The organism is Nostoc sp. C110, assembly GCF_043099725.1.
Lineage (GTDB): Bacteria > Cyanobacteriota > Cyanobacteriia > Cyanobacteriales > Nostocaceae > Nostoc > Nostoc muscorum_A.
The window spans coordinates 929633-946967 of sequence record NZ_CP171148.1; the positions used below are offsets into that span (position 1 = coordinate 929633).

The 17335-nt window shown below is 41.3% G+C and carries 13 protein-coding genes; 7 read left to right on the top strand and 6 right to left on the bottom strand.

Annotation, left to right across the window (positions count from 1 at the left end; genetic code table 11):
• Positions 1-44: 44 nt before the first annotated feature.
• Complete coding sequence (locus ACFFRD_RS09710) at positions 45-1748, top strand: GUN4 domain-containing protein (protein ID WP_392481303.1); 1704 nt, start codon at positions 45-47, stop codon at positions 1746-1748.
• A 186-nt stretch (positions 1749-1934) separates the two neighbouring features.
• On the opposite strand, the gene ACFFRD_RS09715 is transcribed toward ACFFRD_RS09710, so the two are convergent.
• Together ACFFRD_RS09715 and ACFFRD_RS09720 are read right to left on the bottom strand one after the other, a co-directional pair.
• Positions 1935-2888: a heme o synthase gene (locus ACFFRD_RS09715; RefSeq protein WP_392481304.1), complete on the bottom strand. Its 954-nt coding sequence runs from the start codon at positions 2886-2888 to the stop codon at positions 1935-1937.
• A 242-nt stretch (positions 2889-3130) separates the two neighbouring features.
• Positions 3131-4051, bottom strand: a complete 921-nt coding sequence (locus ACFFRD_RS09720; RefSeq protein ID WP_114080410.1) for a heme A synthase — start codon at positions 4049-4051, stop codon at positions 3131-3133.
• 558 nt (positions 4052-4609) lie between these two features.
• Between ACFFRD_RS09720 and ACFFRD_RS09725 the strand changes: the two genes are divergently transcribed.
• The 6 genes from ACFFRD_RS09725 (at position 4610) to ACFFRD_RS09750 (ending at position 13532) form a co-directional block, all read left to right on the top strand.
• Entirely contained in the window at positions 4610-5692 is a 1083-nt protein-coding gene (locus ACFFRD_RS09725) for a cytochrome c oxidase subunit II (RefSeq protein WP_392481305.1), read from the top strand.
• A 67-nt stretch (positions 5693-5759) separates the two neighbouring features.
• Positions 5760-7496: a cytochrome c oxidase subunit I gene (gene ctaD / locus ACFFRD_RS09730; protein WP_392483040.1), complete on the top strand. Its 1737-nt coding sequence runs from the start codon at positions 5760-5762 to the stop codon at positions 7494-7496.
• Positions 7497-7586: 90 nt separating this feature from the next.
• Positions 7587-8213: a heme-copper oxidase subunit III gene (locus tag ACFFRD_RS09735; protein ID WP_114080407.1), complete on the top strand. Its 627-nt coding sequence runs from the start codon at positions 7587-7589 to the stop codon at positions 8211-8213.
• Between the two features lie 767 nt (positions 8214-8980).
• Positions 8981-10264 (top strand): protein kinase, encoded by a 1284-nt coding sequence (locus ACFFRD_RS09740; RefSeq protein WP_392481306.1) that lies wholly within the window; start codon positions 8981-8983, stop codon positions 10262-10264.
• Positions 10265-10518: 254 nt separating this feature from the next.
• Positions 10519-11595, top strand: a complete 1077-nt coding sequence (locus ACFFRD_RS09745) for a PstS family phosphate ABC transporter substrate-binding protein (RefSeq protein WP_392481307.1) — start codon at positions 10519-10521, stop codon at positions 11593-11595.
• A gap of 191 nt (positions 11596-11786) precedes the next feature.
• Entirely contained in the window at positions 11787-13532 is a 1746-nt protein-coding gene (locus ACFFRD_RS09750; RefSeq protein ID WP_392481308.1) for an IS1634 family transposase, read from the top strand.
• 67 nt (positions 13533-13599) lie between these two features.
• Here ACFFRD_RS09750 and ACFFRD_RS09755 read toward each other — a convergent pair whose 3' ends face one another.
• From ACFFRD_RS09755 to ACFFRD_RS09770, 4 genes are read right to left on the bottom strand one after another with little or no spacing between them, the layout of a single operon-like run.
• The gene (locus ACFFRD_RS09755) at positions 13600-13935 is read right to left on the bottom strand and encodes a XisI protein (protein WP_163928493.1); all 336 of its coding nucleotides are present in this window, start codon (positions 13933-13935) and stop codon (positions 13600-13602) included.
• Positions 13923-14153: an element excision factor XisH family protein gene (locus ACFFRD_RS09760; protein WP_114080499.1), complete on the bottom strand. Its 231-nt coding sequence runs from the start codon at positions 14151-14153 to the stop codon at positions 13923-13925. Before ACFFRD_RS09760 ends, ACFFRD_RS09755 begins: the two co-directional genes overlap by 13 nt.
• A gap of 6 nt (positions 14154-14159) precedes the next feature.
• A complete protein-coding gene (locus ACFFRD_RS09765; protein WP_392481309.1) occupies positions 14160-15986 on the bottom strand; it encodes a tetratricopeptide repeat protein in 1827 nt (608 codons plus the stop codon).
• On the bottom strand, positions 15976-17268 hold the full coding sequence (locus ACFFRD_RS09770) for an ATP-binding protein (RefSeq protein WP_392481310.1): 1293 nt from the start codon (positions 17266-17268) through the stop codon (positions 15976-15978). The genes ACFFRD_RS09765 and ACFFRD_RS09770 overlap by 11 nt, the downstream gene beginning before the upstream one ends.
• Between the last annotated feature and the right edge of the window lie 67 nt (positions 17269-17335).

Here is a 17335-nt window from a genome sequence, read left to right on the forward strand (position 1 = left end):
GAAAATGGGAAAACTTAATAGACACCATCTGCTTATTCCCAAATATGCTTTACTGTTCTAATTCCAGTTGTTCAAATCCTTTTAACCCTGATGACAATAAGTTTTGTATTAAGTGTGGACAAACACTCACACCATTATTTAGAAACCGTTTCAGAGTAATACGACTTTTGGGTGAGGGTGGATTTAGCAAAACTTATGAAGCTAGGGATGCAGATAAGATAGACGAACCTTGCGTAATTAAGCAATTTGTCCCGCAAGTTCAAGGAACAGCTGCACTTGAGAAAGCAACGGAGTTATTTAAGCAAGAGGCGAAGCGTCTCTATGACTTGGGAGAACACCCACAAATTCCCCGTTTGATTGCTTATTTTGAACAGGATAAGCGGCTTTATTTGGTGCAAGAGTTGATTCAGGGGCAGAATTTACTACAAGAATTGCAACAGCAGGGAGCCTTTAGTGAAGAAAAGATCAAACAGCTTTTAACTGATTTATTACCTATCTTGAAGTTTATCCATGAACGCGGTGTAATTCATCGAGACATCAAACCAGAAAATATCATGCGCCGTCTGGATGGCAAGTTAATATTAATTGATTTTGGTGTTTCTAAACAAATTACAAAAACTTTTGTAGGTATTGGCACAACAGTAGGAACGCCTGGATATACACCATTAGAGCAAATGCGTGGTCAAGTTTTCCCTGCAAGTGACCTTTATAGTTTGGGCATAACTTGTATTCGACTAATGACTCAGTGTTTTCCTTGTGAACATGGTTCCGATAATCTTTATGATGCACTGAATAGTCGTTGGCTTTGGAAAGAAAGGTTGCCACAAAGTATAACTGTCAGTTCTCAATTAGAAAAAGTTTTAGATAAGTTAATTCAGAATTATATTAAAGATCGTTATCAATATGTTAATGACGTATTTACAGATTATTGCAATGAATCCCAACTTATACCACCTCTAGAACTAGAAATTTCGTATTTTTCAATGATTGGTAGTTGGTGCGGTAAGTCTCAAACTAAAAATCCTATATTTATCACTCTCTGTATCACTAGCCAAAATGGTAACTCATTTGATGGAAATTTGAATGTTAGAGATGTAAATTTAGGCTGGACTTATCGCCTTAAAATCACTGGAGAAATGAATTCCAAAACGAGTGAGATAATTATTCAAGAAAATAACGTTTACTCAGAGCATTGGTGGTGGAAATGGCCAAATGGAGTAAGTAAGGGGAAAATTTCTCCTAATGGTAACGCAATTTTGGGCAAACGAGATACTTCAGAACGCTCAGATGATTTTTACCTTATACGAATAGATCATGAACAGATGTTGAGTAGTTTGCTAGAAGCAGGTAAGTGGAAAGATGCTGATCGAGTAACTGGTACACTGATGTTAAAAATTTCTTGTCAAGAACAAAATGGCTGGCTTGACTCAGAAAGTATCAATAGATTTCCCTGCCAAGATATCAGTAAGATTAATGAACTTTGGCTAAAGTATAGCAACGGGCGTTTTGGTTTTAGTGTTCAAAGACAAATTTGGTTAAAATTAGACCGTGATTGGATTAAAGTAGGCGATCGCTTAGGTTGGCGTGTCAATAATCGCTGGAAAGAATATTCTGAACTTACTTTTAGTATTGATGCACCAGAAGGAGCATTTCCTACTTTTTCAGGTGGAGAGGGAAGAAAGTTGATATTTGGTTATTCAGGCGCTTGGGAGGATTTTTTCTCTCGTATTAGGGCTTGTAAATTGTAAAATGATAAATAGGTAAGTGTAATTAATGTTTAATAAATTCACTTATGATTGAAACTTTACTCGCGTAGGCGTAGCCCATCGTAGAAATCGCAAATCCGCCAAACTCTAATTATTATGTATATTTTTTAATTTCTGAAAATGCGATCGCGCCCCTTTACCAAACGCGATCGCTAAACTTTGCATCCCCTAAGCTATAAAATGCAACTGATTAATCGCTGCATTAATTAGATTATGGGTAACGGGAAGACTATCAACTACCATTCCCAGACACAAAAGCATCATGTAGGAGATCGAAAAGAGAAACAACTCTTTAGCTACAGCGCGATCCTCTGGATTTTGCAACAAACGCCAAGATTTGTGGATAAATAATCCTCCCAGAATTACAGCGATCGCAGCATAAAGAATTCCACTTGCGCCCAAAGGATAAAACAACAACACGGTTGCAAATACTGTCACCAGCGTGTAATACCAAATCTGCTTTACAGTTGCCGTAGTACCTTCAATCACAGGTAACATTGGTATCCCAACTTTTGCGTAGTCATCTTTAATCATCAGAGCTAGCGCCCAGAAATGGGGTGGTGTCCATAAAAAGACGATGGCAAAAATCAGCCATGCTGACCAGCTTAATGTCCCCGTGACAGCAGCCCAACCCACTAAAGCCGGAATTGCCCCAGCCGCACCACCAACAACGATATTCTGAGGGGTGTGGCGTTTCAGCCAGTGGGTATAGACCAAAATATAAAAGACGATGCCAGAGAAGGCTAGCAGCGCGGCTAACAGGTTGGCAAATACTGCTAGGAGTGTAAAGGAAAGTGTTGCAAGTGCGATCGCAAAAATTAGAGCATCGCGTGGCTGCACCTTACCGGAAGGCATCGGACGATGACGCGTCCGCTCCATGTCATAATCAATATCGCGATCGTAGATACAGTTAATCGTCTGAGCGCTTGCAGCAGCTAAAGTGCCACCAGTGAGAGTTACTAGCAACAGCAATGGGTCTACTTCTCCCTTAGCAGCAATCCACATACTCCCAGCCGTCGTAATCAAAAGCAACGGAATAATCCGAGGCTTTGTTAGCTGGTAATAACTTTGAACTACCTGGAAAAATGTTTCGTGGTGGCGAGAGACATTAGTCTCAATCATTTTGGCTCTGGTTCCTTATTTTTCAACAACTTATATGCAGCCCACGCTCAAGCTGGCTCTTTCAGGCAAATAAAAACACAGATTTTCTGTCCCTGGGTAGGTCGCATTATTAGTGCTGAGTGCTGAGTTAGGAGTGCTGAGTTAGGAGTTAAGAGTTAGAAATTCTTTCTCTGCTCCCTCGTCTTCCTCATCTTCCCCATTTCTTACTCAGCACTCAGCACGGGCTAAACGCCCCGCTACCGCTAACGTGACTCAGCACTAACTGAGTCACGCTGTGCGAGAACTGTGAAAGCCACCAAAGTACCTAACAAAGCTGCTCCTATAGCTTGGTGGGAGACGGTGAGAGGCTCGACTTGGAGATGTAATTTGAAAGTGGCGAATCCCAACAAAATTTGTAAGGTCAACAAACCACCAGCTATATTTGCCAGTCGCCGCAAGGCTGGATGTAGTGCTGGTGTACGCCAACAGATAAATACCATTGCCAAGGTTGTCACTGTTGGCGGAACCAAACCAGCAATATGGCTGTACATTACAGTACAAAGTTGAGAACCACCGAAGCATTGGTGTAGCGCCCAGCGAGAGCCTACCAAAGCACCCAAGAGACTTTGCAGGTAAACCAGAATAGCAGCAGTTAAACCTACCCAAGGCAACTTACCAACGGTTCCAGTCCCCTGATAGGGAGTGAGTGCCGTGCCGATAATCAAGAGGGTGCAAAAAAATAACAGCGCCGTTCCTAAATGAGCAGTAACAATATCAAACCGCAACAGTTCGGTAACGGTGAGTCCTCCCAAGATGCCTTGGAAGACGATTAAAAATAGGGCGAATGTGGATGCCCAAGGCAGCCATCTGGGTAAGAAACGACGATGCCACCAGGACAAACCAAAAAGTGCGATCGCGCTTAAACCAATTAAAGCTGCATCCAATCTGTGAAACCACTCTAGGAACACCTGGAGATTCATTTGCTTGGCTGGCACAAGTTCGCCATAGCATAAGGGCCAGTCTGGGCAAGCAAGTCCAGCATTCATCACGCGGGTGGCACTGCCTATTGCCATCAAAATTAAGGTGGCTATGCACATTTTCCACACCAAGCGCCGAATCATTTCCTTGGGCTTTTGCTGCTCAACTGCCGCTTCATTTTGTTGTTGTAGGACAAATTCGCTCATGAATGATACCTTCTGCCCGCTCTTGGTGGCTCTCTTAAAATTTTCAATTTTCTTTTAGTGTCCCATCTTCACCCTAGCGTATAGGCTAAGGGTTTATAGATTAGCACTCACTTATACTTTGAATCACTCTAGGAAGGTTCTGTCTGAAGCTTTAGGTATTTTTCAAGATGTGAAAAATTGATTAATCACAATTAATTTAAACATTCTAAATTTTTCCTTAAATTTTCCCACTGATTTTAGGAGAAGGCAGAAGTTAGGGGGCAGGAGGCAGAAGGAAATAATTATGAATGAAAATGAATGGAAACTTCAGTTTTGAGTATAAAACCCAGTGGTTCAATACCCATGCTTTTAAATGCATCTGGGTTACTCCTCCCCTCTACCTCCTGCCCCCTGCCTCCTGCCTCCCGCCTCCTGATAGTCACCTTGTACCCAATATTAGTAAAATAGTTAAAAAAATTAATAAAAATTTCAGACCTTTGGACTCTATGCCTTCCAGCCTAGACTACCTTAGTAAGTGGGCAGCTTTAAGATAACGTAGTAAATTCAATTAAGTAAGCCGTGAAGATTCCAAGTTCAATCTGGACATTACTCATTGGCATCGTGCTAACGCTAGCCAGCCTTTGGTACGGTCAAAATCACGGTCTGTTGCCAGCAGCAGCCACGGATGAAGCCGTCTTGGTGGATGGTCTGTTTAACGCGATGATGATCGTTTCTACAGGTATATTCCTGTTAGTTGAAGGTATTTTGATTTACTCCGCATTTAAATACCGTCGGCGTGCAGGTGACAATGAAGACGGCCCACCAGTTGAGGGCAATATACCTCTAGAAATTCTCTGGACGGCGATCCCAGCAATTATCGTTATCGGTATTTCTGTTTACAGCTTTGATGTCTACAACGAAATCGGTGGCTTTGATCCCCATGCTATCCATCAAGCGCCGATGAATCAGGAGTCTATGGCAATGCCTGGAAGTGCGATGGCCGCAACTTTAAGCGATACTCCTCCCAGCACCGAACCTAACCTCAATCAAGAAAAATCTGATGAGGCAATGCAAGACCCAGCTACCGCAGAAGTCCGCAATGCTGACCAAATTCCCCAACTGCGGAATGCCCCAGGTGTCGGTAGTGTTGCTCCAACAATTGGGGGAAGTCCTGATAAAGCAGGCAAACCAGCACAATTACAGGTCAACGTCACAGGTCTACAATATGCCTGGATTTTCACCTATCCTGAAACTGGTATAACTACAGGTGAAATGCACGTTCCCATCGGGCGAGAAGTGGAAATCAATATGACAGCCAACGATGTCATCCATGCTTTCTGGGTGCCAGAGTTCCGCCTGAAACAAGATGCGATCCCTGGTAGACAAAGCGAGATTCGCTTTACCCCCAAAACAGCAGGAGATTATGTCCTAATCTGTGCCGAACTTTGTGGCCCCTACCACGGTGCAATGAGAGCGCCAGTAGTTGTTGAGTCAGAAGAAGCATTTGCCAAATGGATGCAAGAACAGCTAGTTGCCAGCAAAGAAACACTAAATCAAGCCGTTGCTGTTAACCCAGCGAATTTATCCCCAAATGATTTTCTTGCTCCTTACACCAAGGACATGGGAATTAAGCCAGAAATCCTTCATCAAGTTCACCATTAGTCAATATGTTATTTAGTCAAAATCCAGTGACTAATGACCAATGACTAATGACTAATGACTAATGACTATGACACAAGCTCAGTTGCAAGAAACTGCCAATATCCCTGCCCTTCTTGAGGAACCAGGGATCAGAAAATGGCAAGACTTCTTTGGCTTTCAAACCGACCATAAGGTGATTGGGATTCAATACCTAGTCACTTCATTTATTTTCTACTGCATTGGCGGCGTAATGGCTGACTTGGTTCGCACAGAGCTGCGAACTCCAGAGGTAGATTTTGTCACCCCAGAAGTCTACAATAGTCTATTCACGCTGCACGCCACGATCATGATTTTCTTGTGGATCGTGCCAGCCGGGGCAGGGTTTGCTAACTATCTAATTCCCCTGATGATTGGGGCAAAAGATATGGCATTTCCTCGGCTGAATGCTGTTGCCTTTTGGATGATTCCCCCTGCGGGGATTTTGCTAATCGCCAGTTTAGTGGTGGGCGATGCACCCGATGCGGGTTGGACTTCCTACCCTCCCCTGAGTTTGGTAACAGGACAAGTGGGTGAGGGCATTTGGATTATGAGTGTCCTGCTGCTGGGTACGTCCTCAATTTTGGGGTCGATAAATTTCCTCGTCACATTGCTGAAGATGCGTATCCCCAGCATGGACATACACAAAATGCCCTTGTTTTGCTGGGCAATGTTTGCAACTTCGGCGCTAGTTTTGGTATCCACCCCAGTTCTTGCAGCCGGTCTGATTCTGCTTTCCTTTGACTTAATTGCCGGGACAACATTTTTTAACCCAACTGGCGGTGGCGACCCGGTTGTATACCAGCACATGTTCTGGTTTTACTCCCACCCAGCCGTTTACATTATGATTTTGCCCTTCTTTGGAGCAATTTCAGAAATTATCCCCGTGCATTCCCGCAAGCCGATTTTTGGCTATAAAGCGATCGCTTATTCATCTCTAGCAATCAGCTTTTTGGGGCTAATCGTCTGGGCGCACCACATGTTTACCAGTGGTATCCCCGGTTGGTTACGGATGTTCTTTATGATCACCACCATGATCATCGCCGTACCCACAGGGATTAAAATATTTAGCTGGTTAGCAACCATGTGGGGTGGAAAAATCCAGCTTAACAGTGCGATGTTGTTCGCCATCGGCTTTGTCGGCACTTTTGTAATCGGCGGTATCAGTGGCGTGATGTTGGCAGCAGTGCCCTTTGACATTCACGTTCACGACACCTATTTTGTGGTAGCCCACTTGCACTATGTGCTATTTGGTGGTAGCGTTCTAGGGATTTTTGCCGCCATTTACCACTGGTTCCCAAAAATGACGGGACGGATGATCAACGAATTTTGGGGTAAGGTTCATTTTGCCTTGACTATTGTCGGTCTAAACATGACCTTCTTACCTATGCACAAACTGGGTTTAATGGGCATGAATCGTCGCATTGCCCAATACGATCCCAAATTCACCACATTGAACGAAATTTGTACGTATGGTTCTTACATACTGGCAATTTCGACATTCCCCTTCATCATCAATGCGGTTTGGAGTTGGTTGTACGGTGAGAAAGCTGCTAATAATCCTTGGAGGGCACTTACCTTAGAATGGATGACAACTTCACCACCTGCGATCGAAAATTTTGATCAAACCCCAGTGCTGGCTACAGGCCCCTACGACTACGGTTTGGAAAGGGCTAATGAAGGTGTACCTTTATACGATCCCAATCCAATCTTGTCTGGTGGGCCCAATTCAGTATTAAGAGCAGAACCCGATCCAGCCGTTGCTGCCAATCCCGAAGACCGCAAATAAACTGCGACTGGGGACTGGGGACTAGGAATTTCTTCTCCTCTGCTCCCCATTCCCCATTCCACATTCCCCATTCCCCACTCATCAAAATTCATGCAAAGTCAAATCATTGACCCAGCTAAAACCGAACTTAATCATCACCACGCGGTGGAAGCGTCCGTTGGCCATCACGAAGAACATCCAGACCATCGTCTGTTTGGGCTATATGTCTTCCTGATTGCTGAAGGGATGATTTTTATGGGTCTGTTCGGAGCCTACTTAGCTTTCCGTGCTACCTTACCTGTGTGGCCGCCAGCAGGTACTCCAGAATTAGAACTATTGTTACCTGGAGTCAACACCATCAATCTAATTTCTAGTAGTTTTGTCATGCACAATGCTGACACTGCTATCAAAAAGAACGATACGCGAGGTGCGCGAATCTGGTTAGCAATTACCGCCGTGATGGGCGCTACTTTCTTAGTGGGTCAAGTATATGAATATACCCATTTAGAATTTGGTTTAACTACCAATTTATTTGCTAGTGCATTTTATGTTTTGACTGGTTTCCACGGATTGCACGTTACCATTGGCGTTTTGGCAATTGTTGCCGTGTTGTGGCGATCGCGCCTTCCGGGTCACTATAGTGACGAAAAGCACTTTGGTATTGAAGCAGCCGAAATCTACTGGCACTTCGTTGACGTGATTTGGATTATTTTGTTCGGATTACTCTATCTCCTGTGAGTATTAATTATTTAGTTGTTTACTCCACGCGAACAACTTAATAGGCCCCCTATTGGGGGCTTTTTTAATTAATATTTTATTTTTTACTTAGCAAGGTTTATAGAAAATATACTAAAACAAGCTTAAACTACTCATACGATTACTTTTTTAAATGTAACTGACTTATTGCAAGTGATATATAGTACTCATATTTGATATTTTAAAAAACCTCGTACAATTCAAAAAGCTTTCTTTCAAATTGTCTCTTGCCTCTTACCTTCCAATGCAAGTAAATATTGCTACACCACACTGCACGAACAAAAATCAAAGTGGATTACTATAGACCAATACAGTTCAGATAAGACCAAAACACTTGTAGAGACGGCGATTTATCGCGTCTCAAAACCCAAAATTTTTGCCAATAGCTCTTAACCCAAGCGTATTGTACTATAGACGCAACTAAAAGGTCGGAAAAGTCGGAAAAGTTGGATGTTTTTTGGAACCTATTGAATAACCAGTTAATATACTGTTATAAATACTGGAGGCTAGTATTAAATTTGCTTAAGAGATAAAATTATTGAATTATTCCAAAAATAAATTTTATATTTATATTAAGATATCTGTAAAGGTATCAAATTAACCAAGTTAAGGAGCTAACCATAAAAATGCTCCAAAGTATGGTTTGCCTGAGAAGCTAGCTTCCTCAAATAGGAACAAATCTAGCGGCAGGTATTCATACCTCACCCAAGCTCTGAATGGTCAGTAAATTAACAAGTAGTATACGCCACATGAGCCAGAACCCTCTAGTTAGAAAAAAACTTCGGAGTCGCTTTGAGACTGTCAAACTGCTGGAAAGCGGAGGTTCTGGTAATACTTACTTGTTAACAGGTGCTAGAGGTAACAGGGATCAATACTCTCTCCCCAGAAAAACACTTCGTAATCGCTTTGAAATTATCAAACACTTAGGAAGTGGAGGCTCTGGTGATACATACTTAGCTGTAGACCTAGATTTACCAGGACAACCCCATTGTGTGGTAAAACATTTCCAACCAAAAGATTCCAATCCTGCTGTTCTACCCATCGCTAAAAAGTTATTTGATCGAGAAGCGGAAGTTTTATACCAGCTAGGCAACGACCACGATCAAATTCCTAGACTGTTTGCCCATTTTGATGAAGATGGAGATTTCTATTTAGTCCAAGAATTTATTGATGGTCATGCGTTAACCCAAGAAATTGTATCAGGTCAGCGTCTGAGCGAGAGTGCAGTCTTAAGTTTATTAAAAGACATCCTGGAAGTGCTGGCATTCGTTCACCAAAATAACATTATTCATCGCGATATTAAGCCCCAAAATTTAATGCGGCGGCACTCCGATCAGAAGATTGTGCTAATTGACTTTGGGAGTATTAAGAAAATTGGTGCTTTGGGAGCAGGTTTAACAATTGCTGTTGGGACTCCTGGTTATATGCCAAGCGAACAGGCTAAAGGAAAGCCAAAACTTTGCAGCGATATCTACGCAGTCGGGATGATAGGCATTCAAGCTTTGACAGGTTTAATTCCTGAGCAAATAAAAGAAGATCCCAATACTGGAGAAGTTCTCTGGCGCGATCAGGTACAGGTAAGTGATGCTCTTGCAAATATTTTAGATACAATGGTTCGCGATCGCTACAACCAACGTTATCAGTCTGCCGCAGAAGCTTTACAAGCACTTAATTCTGCTCTAATGTTGCCACAGTCATCAGAATCTGCTGGCATCAACCAAAATGCTGATGATACTTATTTGCTAAATTATAGAAACTTTCTTTTGCTTCTAGGAATAGGACTTGGCGCTACCACTAGTTTTATAGTATTAATTTTAATCTATACATTTATTAATACAGGTGCATCGTCTCCAAACCAACCTACTCAATTAAATAATTTTATAGAAAAATTTGTTGAGCAACGATTTACTAATGCCAATGTGAATAGCCTAATAGCCAAATCAGCAGCTAAAAAAGGAGTCTGTAAAAACAATTGCAGCGTTGCAAAAACTACTAAAAATCAAATTGAATCTCATGATAGCATTCCACTTTAATTTCTGTTCGTGCAGCGTGGTGTAGCCAGATTTATTTGTGTGGTGCGCGCAGCGCAAGCGCGATAGGTCTAGCTTCACAAAATTCAAATATGAGTCCATATATTAGAAAAAGTTAATAATCTAGCAGCAATCATAAAAATACCTATTAACTAGCTATTACGTATTTAATTTAAATCTAAATATTCTAAAAATTATTCTAGGATAATTACTTAGAGATTCCTGTAAGATCAATATAATAAACAAAATTTAAAAATATGGACAATACAAATCAAAAAAAAGCTTTAATTAACAGCGAAATCTCCCTCTTTCTTAGAGGTTTGATTATTGGTAAAGTGCTGACACTTATGGTTATTGGTGGGCTGCTTTGGTGGTTACTAAAGCCGAATTTATTGTCCCGTAACAGCGTTAACTCTTCTTCTAATCAAAGTTTCAAGACCGTCTCTAATACCGCATCCAGTTTTCAGACAGTTGCAGATGTCCCCACTGCCTCATTTAACTACGGAGGAAGTACAGCTTGGGCATCTATTCGGCAATTAGTAGATTCTCAGATTCAGAGCGATCGCCCGGAACTACAATTACGTTATGTAGACCCTGTTAATGCTAGCCCTGGTTCTAGTTCAGGCATTCGGATGTTACTTGATGGGAAACTAGACTTTGCTCAGTCTTCTCGTCCCCTTACAGATGAAGAACAAGCTATGGCAAAAGCGCGAGGCTTCACCCTTGAGCAACGTCAGGTAGGTATGGATGGAATAGCAGTGGTAGTCAACCCATCACTCAATGTCCCAGGTTTAACTGTTGACCAATTGCAGCAGATTTATTTGGGGAAAATTACTAACTGGAATCAAGTAGGTGGGCCAAACCTACCCATCACACCTTTATCTCAACGACCAGAGGACGCAGATACAGTAATATTCCCTAGCAACAGCGACTTGAAGGGGCAAGCACTTGGCTCGAATGTGCAATATGTCTACTCTACTACAGAGGCAGTGCGCCAACTCAGTAAAATCCCTGGTGGTGTATATTACGGTTCTGCCCGTTCAGTAGTGCCTCAATGTAGTGTGAAGGCTTTGCCATTGGGTCAGACAGCTGGTCAATTAATTCCCCCCTATCGGGAACCGATGGTGTCGCCTGAGCAATGTCCGCGTCAGCGCAATCAGCTAAATACTGAAGCTATCAAAAATGGCAGCTATCCCATAATTGCTAATTTGTTTGTGATTATTAAACAGAATAAAGGTCGGGAACAACAGATTGGGGATGCATACACCCAACTTTTATTAACTGACCAGGGACAAAGAGCAATTGAGCAAGCTGGTTTCGTCAGTGTTGACTAGTAGATTTGGATGACAATTAAAGCCCCCTTTCCCAAGAAACCCGACTTTTTTAAGAAGTCGGGTTTCTTATAGACTGTGCGTTCGCTGATTTTAAGGCAGTCAAAGGAATTAATTCCTTGAGGGGTAATGATTAAGAGGATTTTTGAAGCAACTCCTGATGAGAGTGGATTTGGGGGTAGTTTGAGTAGAGGATGATGTCAGGTGGTGGTGCATCGATGAGTGAGACAGAAGTAAAAATAAGCTCCGAGCGGATAGACGATATTCCATTAATAGTTAAATGGCTTGCTCAGATAGAGATAGCCAAACATATCGACCAAAAACTGAAGAAGCCGCACGGAAACCACCAAGGAATGAGCTACGGGCAGTTGAGTGTATTATTACTAACGTATATAATCACTCAATCAGACCATCGGTTATGTGCAGTCGAAGAATGGGTAGAAACACATCGAAAGATTTTGGAATTGACAACGGGGTGGTCGATAGGAAACAAAGATGTCAGTGATGACCGATTGGGAAGGGTAGTAGAAGAATTAGGCAAGCAATCACTTGCTAGACAAGAAATAGAAATTAAATTAGGAAGGCAGATAATTAGAGCATACGAATTACCGACAAAAATTGCACGCACAGACACAACAAGCTTCAGTGTAAATCATGAAAACACAAGTCATCTAGAAGACAATCTATTGCGTCATGGCTACTCCAAAGATAAACGCCCAGACTTATTGCAATATCGTCAGTTACTAGCAACGCTCGACCCGATGGGAATGCCCTTAGTCAGCGCCACTCTTGAAGGCAATGGAGCCGATGACCCTTTATATTTTCCCACCTGGCAAAAGATACAAAAAGTAATTGGGCACAAACATTTTGTCTTCATCGCTGACTGTAAGGCTGGTTCGATCTCAACCCGTGCCAACATCGCATTAAATGGAGGATTTTACTGTGTTCCCTTGCCAATGAGCGGACAAAACCCCCAATTGCTCAAACAATGGGTAAAACAATCATCAACAGAAATCATCGATATTCGTTTACCCCAACAAGAAGAACAAGAAACTGCTGTTGGTAAAGGTTTTGAGGTTGAGTTGGGTAAGTTTTGGTTAAATCCAGAAACAAATAAATGGGTTCGTTGGCACGAACGCTATTTGGTAGTTTATTCCCACAAGCTTGCTCTAGAAGCGATTGATAGTCAAAACAAACGCATCAATCAAGCTCAACTTGCCTTGGAGAAATTAGCCAATAAACCAGGAACCGAGCTAGATGTGCTTACTTATAAGGTTGAGAATATCCTCAAACGCCATCGCGTTACTGATTTTTTCTCAACTACGATTACAGAACAAACACGAACAGAAACTCGCCATCAAAGACGAGGACGACCCTCAAAAAATACTCTACAACAACAGGTTACTTCGACACGGCTTCAACTCCAAATTGAGAAAATTGATAGTGCAATTGTTGAAGCAGAAATTTTGGCTGGTTGGCGATTGTACGTAACTAATGCACCTACCGAACAGCTAACTTTATCTGAGTCGGTAATGTATTACCGAGACGAATGGCTTCTTGAACGCGGTTTTCATCGCTTTAAAAGGGGTTCTTTGCCTGCTTTACCGATTTACTTCCAGAATCAAAACCGAATCACTGGCTTGATGTTTTTATTAAACATTGCTTTGCGCGTTTTTACCCTTATGGAGTTTGTTGTCAGGCAGGCACTTCAACAAGCTGAAGATTCTTTGCAAGGTCTTTATGATGGCAATCCCAAACGAAAAACTCCTCGTCCTTCTGCCGAACAAATGCTTAAGGCTTTTTGTCACCTAACTCTTTACTTCCTCCCTGATTCTACGGTCTTCATTACCCCTATTAACCAGCTTCAAAAACAGATTCTTTTATTGATGAAAATCCCTGAATCCATTTATGAGCTTGAACTTAAGCCCTGTAAGACATAATTCTCACTCACAAGGTCAAAATGAGCGAACGTCCAGTATAGAAGCTCTGAGTTGAAAATATTCACATTCACTCGACAGCATAAGAAGTAAATTGGCGTTTAAAAGGAGAATGAAACCCAATCACAATATCAGAACGGGGTACACCTAACTCAACCAATCGTTCAGCAACAGACTCTTCTGTACCATTATACTGAATCCATATTTTCTCATTTTGAATATCAAAATGCATGACCGGGCCAAACACCCGCTTATCTCCTTGCCAGCCAACATAAGCTAGTTGATAATGGTCATTTTCATTGTCTAGAATTAATTGTGAATTTACTGTATCGCTATTAGATGCTATTTGTTGATGTTCGCTCAATACTTGTTTGATAAGTTGTCGATAGCGTTCTATTTTATCCATAATCGAATTTCCTCACATCTTGGGTCGTAAACTATCAACTTAACTTGGTAACGATGAAGAGCGCGTTGGACAAAAGAAAGTTGAAAAAAGTCTTGATATGTTTCAATAGGAACTGCTAGGTAAAGCGCTCTGTCTACTTCTTGTTCTTCAATAGCTTGGCAGTAATTTAGATATTGTCCTAGTGCAGTATGAAATTCACTGATATCTGAATCTGCAATAAAGCTCTATGCAATGGGTTCCCCAAAGGGGTTGTCGTTCGCGCAGCGTGTCGTAGACAAGACATCGCACTCTCCATTATTCTGCATTGCTGTGGCAAGTTTTTCTAGATTTTGACGAATAGAGACACTACGGTGATGATTTACACCCCAAACTCGCTCACAAATATCTAAAGCTTGCAAATAAAGCGGTTCTGCTTCACCGTAGCGTCCAGTTTCACGATAAATTTCTGCCAAATTATTGAGACTTTCGGCAACATTGGGATGATTTTCTCCCAATAGGTGCTTATCAAGTTCTAAGGCTTTTATACATAAAGATTCCGCTTCATTGTAGCGTCCTTGCTCCCTGTACATATAACCAAGAGCATAGATAGTATCTGCTAAAAGTGGATGCGCCTTTTGCAATAGACGCTGCTTCAATTCCAAGGATTCTAAAAATAAAGATTCTGCTTGCTCGTAGCGTCCTTGAGCGCGGTATATCAATCCTAAATTGTGTAAATCTGTTGCAACATCAGGATTCTCTTCTCCTAAAAATCGCTTATCTAATTCTATTGCTTGTTGTGATAACGGTTCAGCTTCACTGTAACGTCCTTGATGATAATAAAGTAGCGCTAAATTATTCAGTATAAGAGCGAAAGAAAGATGATTTTCACCAACTAAACGTTTTTCAAGTTCTAATGATTGCAGATACAAAGGTTCTGCTTCGTCATAACGTCCTTGCTCATCATATAGTAATGCCAAATTGTTCAGACTGACGGCGACATCCGCATGGTTTTCTCCCCACAGACGTTTCCTCAGTTCCAAAGCTTGTTGATATAGGAGTTCCGCTTTAGCATATTGTCCAGTAGATTTGTAAAGTCCCGCCAAATTATTCAAGCTAGTAGCAAAAGAAGGATGATTGTCTCCTAGCAGGCGTTTTCTCAGTTCTAAAGCTTGTTTATATAAGGGTTCGGCTTCGCTGTACTGTCCTGTTGCACGATATATTCCTGCTAAATTGTTGAGGCTATTAGCTAAATCTATCTGCAAACCTAATTCATTTTGTAGCTCACTCGCCTGTCGCCAATATTTAATTGCTAATTCCTGTTCTTCTTGATAATTTTGAGATTCACCCCGATCTAATCTGCTGTGGTAAATATCGCCCAATCTTGAGTATAAAGTAGCCAAGGTGGGGTCTTTGGTTCCCCGCTCTTGTTCTATTTTCTCGATTAACCTTTGTAAATCTTGAATGGGTAAGAAAAAGCGATTAGTTTCATTAGTATCTGTACTAGCTAATTCTGTGTCTCTAAAAACAAAGCGAATATTTTCTAATTCTTTACCAGGAATAGCATTTGTCTTTTGAGATTCAAACCGAAATACACCATTACGCCAACTCCAAAAATCAGGCGCTTTTTTTATCAGGTTCACTAAAATTTGGTTAGTTACCCAAAGCACGATCGCAAATGGAAATTCGCGCAATCCTTCCCTAGTCCACTGTAAGTAACCAAAAAATTTCTCCTGTTCCGATTGCTCATTTCCCAACCGGAGAAAATACAATTGTTCAGCACCCGTGACAGTAATCACCGCCGGGTTCTGCTGACGGAGATATTCTTCTTGTTGTACCAATTGGTTAAGAGCAGCTTTGAGACTTGGTTCTTGACGTGCTAAAGTTACTCGATATGCACGGAAGGCAGGTTGTAGTTCAGCTTCATATTGAGCAATAATCTCATCACGAAAGCTAGCATCATCGCAAACAGCAATCAGTAAATTTAAACCCCGCTTTTGAGCTTCAATAGAAACAATTAAATCATCATACGCATCTTGATTTTCTCCTTCATCAAATAATTCTTCATTCAACATTAATTGCTCCCTGTCTTTTCAAGCTTTCGATAATAATTGGATGAACGTCGTACCAAGTTTCATCAGTACGATATTCTAGAACATACAGCCCATGTAGTAAATCCAAAAACTCTGCTTGTTTGGGATCGTTGGGCATAAATTGCTCATAAACACTCTGCAAAATATCGATATCAGTTTTTCCTAAGCGTATGGAAAAATCATTACGGATTTTATTAATTGCTTGCAGAAGAATTTTATCATCAATGATAACTTGGGCTGAGGGATTTCGCCGGATCATCCGCAAACAAATGCGGCAACATTCCTTAGAAATCCGAATTAATTCTCGCAATACGCCACCACTGTAAATTACGATTTTTTCAGCCGTTTCTGCTGCGATTAATTCACTAGGAATCCGTTTTTGTAAAACTTCACCGAGAATCTTGGTTGCTTCTGGGCGAGGTTGGGCATTAGGAAAGCGATTTTTACCTTTATCAAATATTTTTAAGACAGGCATTGCCACAACTTGGTCGTTGGTTTCAGTGGCAATTATTGTGCTGATAAATGTTTCCCTAAGTACTGCAATCGGGATAGTGTAAATAATTTGAAAGTTGGGTTGACAAAGAGCTTTAATGTTATCTCGATAAATTTCGTTAACTCTGCCTAAGTCAAGCTTATCTAAATCATCAATAATTACCAAAACATTTTGTTTAGTTGCAGCTTGAATTAAAGCAGCTATTTCATTAATTCTGGCAACCAAATCTGATAACTTGCGTTCAAATTCTTGCTTAATTTCATCCCGAACGCTAGCATCAGCTTTTAATTTAGAGCTAATCAATTTTAGGAGGTCAAAACCTATACTAGCTTCTGCTTGCAAATTTGATTCTTCAGTGCGAGTACGGGTAGCAAACCACTTATAAAGAGCTTCTTTAGTAGAGTGCGGAATATCAACTTTGCGGGCTTCTGCCTCTGTCATTAAATTAACTGCGATCGCAAACAGTATATTAATATGATTAACAGCCGACATTTCAATTTTGTCAGCAATAGAAAAGAGAACTACAAAATATTTATCTTGAATTTGTCGGCTAAATTCAGCTAATAAAGTAGACTTACCACATCCGCGATGTCCTGTAAAGACAATTTTGCCATCTCCATTAGGGCTATCTTCCACTAATTGGTTCAGGTCTGCAATTAAATCATCACCATATTCGACTCTAAATCTTTCCATTTCGTTCCGTTCCATCAACGGAAACAGTTCGAGATTGCTGTATGCTTCTTGAAAGGAGTTTAATAAGTCTTCAGACATTGGATAGTGCCGTAAACGTGCTAACTATTCATATAATGGCTCATGATTTTTGAAGCACAAGTTCAGG

Excerpts from the sequence above, each read along its gene's own strand:
- ACFFRD_RS09740 (WP_392481306.1), top strand. The coding sequence starts at position 8,981 with ATGAGCCAGAACCCTCTAGTTAGAAAAAAACTTCGGAGTCGCTTTGAG.
- ctaD (WP_392483040.1), top strand. The coding sequence starts at position 5,760 with ATGACACAAGCTCAGTTGCAAGAAACTGCCAATATCCCTGCCCTTCTT.
- ACFFRD_RS09750 (WP_392481308.1), top strand. The coding sequence starts at position 11,787 with ATGATGTCAGGTGGTGGTGCATCGATGAGTGAGACAGAAGTAAAAATA.
- ACFFRD_RS09755 (WP_163928493.1), bottom strand. The coding sequence starts at position 13,935 with ATGGATAAAATAGAACGCTATCGACAACTTATCAAACAAGTATTGAGC.
- ACFFRD_RS09770 (WP_392481310.1), bottom strand. The coding sequence starts at position 17,268 with ATGTCTGAAGACTTATTAAACTCCTTTCAAGAAGCATACAGCAATCTC.
- ACFFRD_RS09715 (WP_392481304.1), bottom strand. The coding sequence starts at position 2,888 with ATGATTGAGACTAATGTCTCTCGCCACCACGAAACATTTTTCCAGGTA.
- ACFFRD_RS09720 (WP_114080410.1), bottom strand. The coding sequence starts at position 4,051 with ATGAGCGAATTTGTCCTACAACAACAAAATGAAGCGGCAGTTGAGCAG.
- ACFFRD_RS09765 (WP_392481309.1), bottom strand. The coding sequence starts at position 15,986 with ATGTTGAATGAAGAATTATTTGATGAAGGAGAAAATCAAGATGCGTAT.
- ACFFRD_RS09735 (WP_114080407.1), top strand. The coding sequence starts at position 7,587 with ATGCAAAGTCAAATCATTGACCCAGCTAAAACCGAACTTAATCATCAC.
- ACFFRD_RS09745 (WP_392481307.1), top strand. The coding sequence starts at position 10,519 with ATGGACAATACAAATCAAAAAAAAGCTTTAATTAACAGCGAAATCTCC.
- ACFFRD_RS09710 (WP_392481303.1), top strand. The coding sequence starts at position 45 with ATGCTTTACTGTTCTAATTCCAGTTGTTCAAATCCTTTTAACCCTGAT.